Origin of the sequence: Sphingomonas sp. Ant20, from assembly GCF_000783375.1 — a bacterium.
GTDB lineage: Bacteria > Pseudomonadota > Alphaproteobacteria > Sphingomonadales > Sphingomonadaceae > Sphingomonas > Sphingomonas aerolata.
This window is the reverse complement of sequence record NZ_JRVI01000177.1, coordinates 1-4,816: the sequence shown is the minus strand read 5'-3', so window position 1 is coordinate 4,816 and position 4,816 is coordinate 1. Positions and strand designations below refer to the sequence as shown.

4 protein-coding genes and 1 pseudogene are annotated in these 4,816 nt (G+C 68.5%); 3 read left to right on the top strand and 2 right to left on the bottom strand.

The window, feature by feature from the left end; all coding sequences use genetic code 11:
• On the top strand, positions 1 to 200 hold a 200-nt coding region (locus tag NI18_RS17040), incomplete at its 5' end, for a pantoate--beta-alanine ligase (protein WP_037531703.1).
• A gap of 80 nt (positions 201 to 280) precedes the next feature.
• Positions 281 to 577 (top strand): sel1 repeat family protein, encoded by a 297-nt coding sequence (locus NI18_RS17035; RefSeq protein WP_031440481.1) that lies wholly within the window; start codon positions 281 to 283, stop codon positions 575 to 577.
• Positions 578 to 622: 45 nt separating this feature from the next.
• On the opposite strand, the gene topA is transcribed toward NI18_RS17035, so the two are convergent.
• The gene (gene topA / locus NI18_RS17030; RefSeq protein ID WP_031440482.1) at positions 623 to 3,244 is read right to left on the bottom strand and encodes a type I DNA topoisomerase; all 2,622 of its coding nucleotides are present in this window, start codon (positions 3,242 to 3,244) and stop codon (positions 623 to 625) included.
• Between the two features lie 413 nt (positions 3,245 to 3,657).
• Here topA and NI18_RS17025 point away from each other — a divergent pair, with 413 nt between their 5' ends.
• Positions 3,658 to 3,924 carry a hypothetical protein gene (locus NI18_RS17025; RefSeq protein ID WP_037531701.1) on the top strand — a complete coding sequence of 89 codons (267 nt, stop codon included), beginning with the start codon at positions 3,658 to 3,660 and terminating at the stop codon, positions 3,922 to 3,924.
• Here NI18_RS17025 and dprA read toward each other — a convergent pair.
• A pseudogene (gene dprA, locus NI18_RS17020) lies at positions 3,893 to 4,816 on the bottom strand (DNA-processing protein DprA); the annotation flags it as partial. The gene NI18_RS17025 and the pseudogene dprA overlap by 32 nt on opposite strands.

Sequence of the window (4,816 nt, the reverse complement as noted above, 5' to 3'; positions counted from 1 at the left end):
TTGTCGCCGCCGTGCTCGACGACGCCCGGACCGCGCTGGTCGGCGCGGGCTTCGCGATCGACTATGTCGCGCTCGCGGATGCCGAGACTCTCGTCGAGCAGACGGGTGCGGAACAGCCCGGCGCGGCCCGCCCCCGGCGGCTGCTCGCGGCCGCGCGGATGGGCACGACCCGGCTGATCGACAACATCGCGGTCGACTAGGCAATCCTACGGAATGCCCCGTTAACCATTGAGCAGGCCGAGTCGGTCCAGTCTGTCGGCAGGAACAGCGGGGACCGACAATGGCTGGCAGGCTCAAGACCAAGAATTTCCTGATCGAACGGCGCCTCGCCGATGCCGCGCGCGGCGACGAGCGCGCCTGCTACGAACTCGGGATGGTGTATTCGACCGGCACCGCGGGCGTCGTGCTCGACCTGATCGAGGCGCATAAATGGTTCAACCTGGCGGCGGTGTCGGGCAATCACGCGGCGCAGGAATGCCGCGCGCAGATCGCCGAGGACATGAGCCCGCGCGACATTGCGGTGGCGCAGCGCGCCGCGCGCGACTGGATGCAGTTGACGCAACGCCGCGCGGCGTAAGCCTTCTGTCTGTATCCTCCCCCCTGACGGGGGAGGATCAGGGCGTCATTCCGCTGCGGCCTTCTTCTTCGGCGCTGCCTTTTTCGCAGGCGCCTTCTTGGCCGGAGCCTTCTTAACCGGCGCCGCCGTCGCCTCCCCGTCCTTGGCCGCCGCGGCCTTGGCCGGTGCCTTCTTCGCCGCGGGCTTCTTGGCGGGCGCCTTCTTCTTCTTCGTCGCAGGCGCCGCCGCGGCCCGCGCGTCGATCAGCGACGCGGCTTCCTCCAGCGTCAGCTGGTCCTTCTCGATCGACTTGGGCAGGGTCGCATTGGTCGTGCCGTCGGTGACATAGGGACCGTAACGCCCCTCCATCAGCTTGATCTCCGCCTCGGTGCGCGGATGGTTGCCGAGCACCTTGAGCGGCGCCTGCGCCCCGCGCGCGGTGCGACCGCCGCCGGCCGCCGCTTCGGCCAGCTTCACGACCGCCGCGTTCATGCCCGTCTCGAACACGTCCGCGGTCGTGGTGAGACGCGCATATTTGCCCTGATGCTTCAGATACGGCCCGAACTTGCCGATCGTCGCGATGATCGGCTCGCCGGTCTCGGGATGATTGCCGACCGTCCGCGGGAGCGAGAGCAGCTTGACCGCCCATTCGAGGTTGAGCTCGCCGATGTCCTTCGGGATCGACGCCATCTTGCGATCCTCGCCCTCGCCGATCTGCAGATACGGGCCGAAGCGTCCCGACTTGCGCTCGATCGGCTGGCCGGTGTCGGGATGCGTGCCGAGCGTCGACGGACCCGCATCCGTCTCGGCGTCACCGCCGGGCTGCGCGAAGCGGCGGGTGTATTTGCACTCGGGATAGTTGGAGCAGGCGATGAACGCGCCGAACTTGCCGCCACGCAGCGCGAGCTGCCCCTCGCCGCAATTCGGGCAGAGCCGCGGATCGCCTCCATCCGCCTTGGCGGGGAACAGGTACGGCGCGAGGAAGGTGTCGAGCTCGGCGGTGATCGCGCTGGGCTGCTGCTCCATCACCTCGGACGTGCGCGGCTTGAAATCGCGCCAAAACGCGTCGAGCACCGACTGCCACTGCGCGCGGCCGCCCGAGACGTCGTCGAGCTCCTCCTCGAGTTCGGCGGTATAGTCGTAGCCGACATATTTCTCGAAGAAGCGTTCGAGGAACGCCGTCACCAGCCGCCCGCTCTCCTCGGCGAAGAAGCGGTTCTTCTCGATCCGGACGTACGCGCGGTCCTTCAGCGTCTTGATGATCGAGGCATAGGTGGACGGGCGACCGATGCCCAGCTCCTCCATCCGCTTGACGAGGCTGGCCTCCGAGAAGCGCGGCGGCGGCTGCGTGAAGTGCTGCTCGGCGTCGACCTTCTTCTTGGCGGGCGCATCGCCCTCCTTCATCCGCGGCAGGCGGCGTGCGTCCTCGTCCTGCGTGTCGTCGGCGCCTTCCTCGTACAAGGCGAGATAGCCGGGGAAGAGCACGACCTGACCGGTTGCGCGCAGGATGTTGCGACCCGTGCCGTCGGCCATCTCGACCGTCGTGCGTTCCATCCGCGCCGACGCCATCTGGCTGGCGAGCGCGCGCTTGAAGATCAGGTCGTAGAGGCGCGCATGATCGCCGCCGCCGGCCTTGTCCTTGGAAAAGTCCGTGGGGCGGATCGCCTCATGCGCTTCCTGCGCGTTCTTCGCCTTCGACTGGTACTGGCGCGGCTTGTCGGGGACGTAGCTCGCGTCGAAGCGGTTCGCGACCGCGAGGCGCGCGGCGCTGATCGCGCTGCCGTCCATCTGCACGCCGTCGGTACGCATATAGGTGATCGCGCCGTCCTCGTAGAGGCCTTGCGCGATCCGCATCGTGTGATCGGCGGAGAAGCCGAGCTTGCGCGACGCCTCCTGCTGGAGCGTCGACGTGGTGAACGGCGGCGGCGGGTTGCGCGTGGCGGGCTTGGTCTCGACCGTCTGGACCGAGAAATTGCCGTCGAGCACCGCCTGCTTGGCCCGCAGCGCATCGCCCTCGTTGCCGATCGACAGGCGATCGAGCTTGTTGCCCTCGAACTGCGTCAGGCGCGCCTGGAACGCGGTGCCGTCATGCTCCATTTCGGCGGTGACGGACCAGTATTCCTGCGGCTTGAACACGTCGATCTCGCGCTCGCGCTGGACGATCAGGCGCAGCGAGACCGACTGGACGCGGCCCGCGGACTTGGCGCCCGGCAGCTTGCGCCACAGCACCGGCGAGAGCGTGAAGCCCACGAGGTAATCGAGCGCACGGCGGGCGCGGTAGGCGTCGATCAGGTCGTCGTCGAGCTCGCGCGGGTTCTTCATCGCCTCGGTGACGGTGGCCTTGGTGATCGCGTTGAACGTGACGCGCTCGACCTCCTTCGGCAGTGCCTTGCGCGCACGCAGCACTTCGCGGACGTGCCACGAAATCGCCTCGCCCTCGCGATCCGGATCGGTCGCGAGGATCAGGCGGTCGGCGGTCTTGGCGAGGTCGGTGATCGCTTTCAGCTGCTTCGACTTGTCGGCGTAATTCTCCCACGTCATCGCGAACTGATCGTCGGGATCCACCGAGCCGTCCTTGGGCGGCAGGTCGCGGACATGGCCGTAGCTGGCCAGCACGCGATAGTCGCTGCCGAGATACTTCTCGATGGTTTTGGCCTTGGCAGGCGATTCGACGATGACAAGCTGCATGGGGAAACCGGGATCCTTACGTGTACGCGTACGAGGGTGACGGCGTTCGGGTGGTGCCGTCAAGCAGGCGCTTGGTCGGCATGAATGCGCCAGATAGGGCGCCCGCGCCCGTTTGTCAGAGGCGGGGCGGGCGCGGTGGCGGCATCGCGATGCGCGATCGCGGGGGCGCATCGTGCAGACCGGCTGGCGTCCCCGCCCGGGACGGATCGAAGTGATGTCGATAGAGCATATGCTGGATAGTTGATCCAAATCAGGTTAATTGTTGGTGTAAGATCGCATCGATCGGCGCTCATTTCGGCGGATTGCATGACATATCAGGGCCCTCTGCCGCGCTGTACTGCCCCCGACCGGGAAAGCGCGTCCTGCCGCGCTGCGACGTTGACCAGTGTCCAGTTGAATCCGGCGGGCGTCGCATGACCCCCGCGGCACTCGTCCTCGCGCAACGCAAATGCGCGGTGCTGGCGCGACGGATCGCGACGCTGCGCCGGGCCGCGCTGCGCACGACCACGCCGCTGCTGATCGAGGACGACCAGCGCGAGCTCGACGGATTGATCGCGACGATCGAGCGGGCCTGCGACGATGCGGACGCGCTCGCCCGGAAACAGCGTGCGGCGATCGCGCTGGCACTGGCGACCACCGGCGGCGCGCCTAGTCGGCGGACCCGGCCCAGATCAGGCTGACGCGCCCGCCCGCATGCCGTTCCAGCCGGCCGGCCAGTTCGAGCTCGAGCAGGATCAGCGTGGACGATCGCGGGCGCCCGGTGCGACTGGCGGACGAGCTCGTCGATGCCGACGGGGACGGGGCCGAGCAGGTCGGCAACCGCGCGCCGGTCGGCCTCGCTCGCATCGTCCGGATGCCCGCCGCCGGTGCCCTGCCCGGTATAGGCGTCGACGGGGGAACGGACCGAGCGGCTGTCGAACGGACGGATCTGTTCGAGAATGTCCGCGGCCGACTGGACGAGCGTCGCCCCCTCGCGGATCAGCAGATTGCACCCTTGTGCGCGCGGATCGAGCGGGCTGCCGGGCACCGCCATCACCTCGCGTCCCTGCTCGGCGGCGAGCCGCGCGGTGATGAGCGAGCCCGATTTGGGCACCGCCTCGACCACCACCGTCCCGATCGAGAGCCCTGCGATGATGCGGTTGCGCGACGGGAAGTTGCGCGCCTTGGGTTCGGTCCCGGGCGGCTGTTCGGCGAGCAACAGCCCGTGCGTGGCGATCGCGTCCTGCAGCGCAGCATTGTCGGGCGGATAGGCGATGTCGATACCACTCGCGATCACGCCGATCGTGCCGCCGGATCCGGTCCCGGTGCCGTTCTTCCCGAGCGCACCGACATGCGCGGCGGTGTCGATCCCGCGCGCGACGCCCGACACCACGGTGGTGCCCGCCTCGGCGAGCGCATGCGCGAGTTCGCGCGCGAAACGGCACGCGGCGGCAGAGGCGTTGCGCGCGCCGACCATCGCGATGCACGGCCGTGTCGCATGCGCGATGTCGCCGCGCAGGATCAGCACCGGCGGTGCAGTTTCGGTCTCGGCCAGCAGGCGGGGGTAATCGGGGTCGTCGACAAAGAGGGCGC

Coding starts and splice junctions, on each gene's coding strand:
- NI18_RS17035 (WP_031440481.1), top strand. CDS start 281: ATGGCTGGCAGGCTCAAGACCAAGAATTTCCTGATCGAACGGCGCCTC.
- topA (WP_031440482.1), bottom strand. CDS start 3,244: ATGCAGCTTGTCATCGTCGAATCGCCTGCCAAGGCCAAAACCATCGAG.
- NI18_RS17025 (WP_037531701.1), top strand. CDS start 3,658: ATGACCCCCGCGGCACTCGTCCTCGCGCAACGCAAATGCGCGGTGCTG.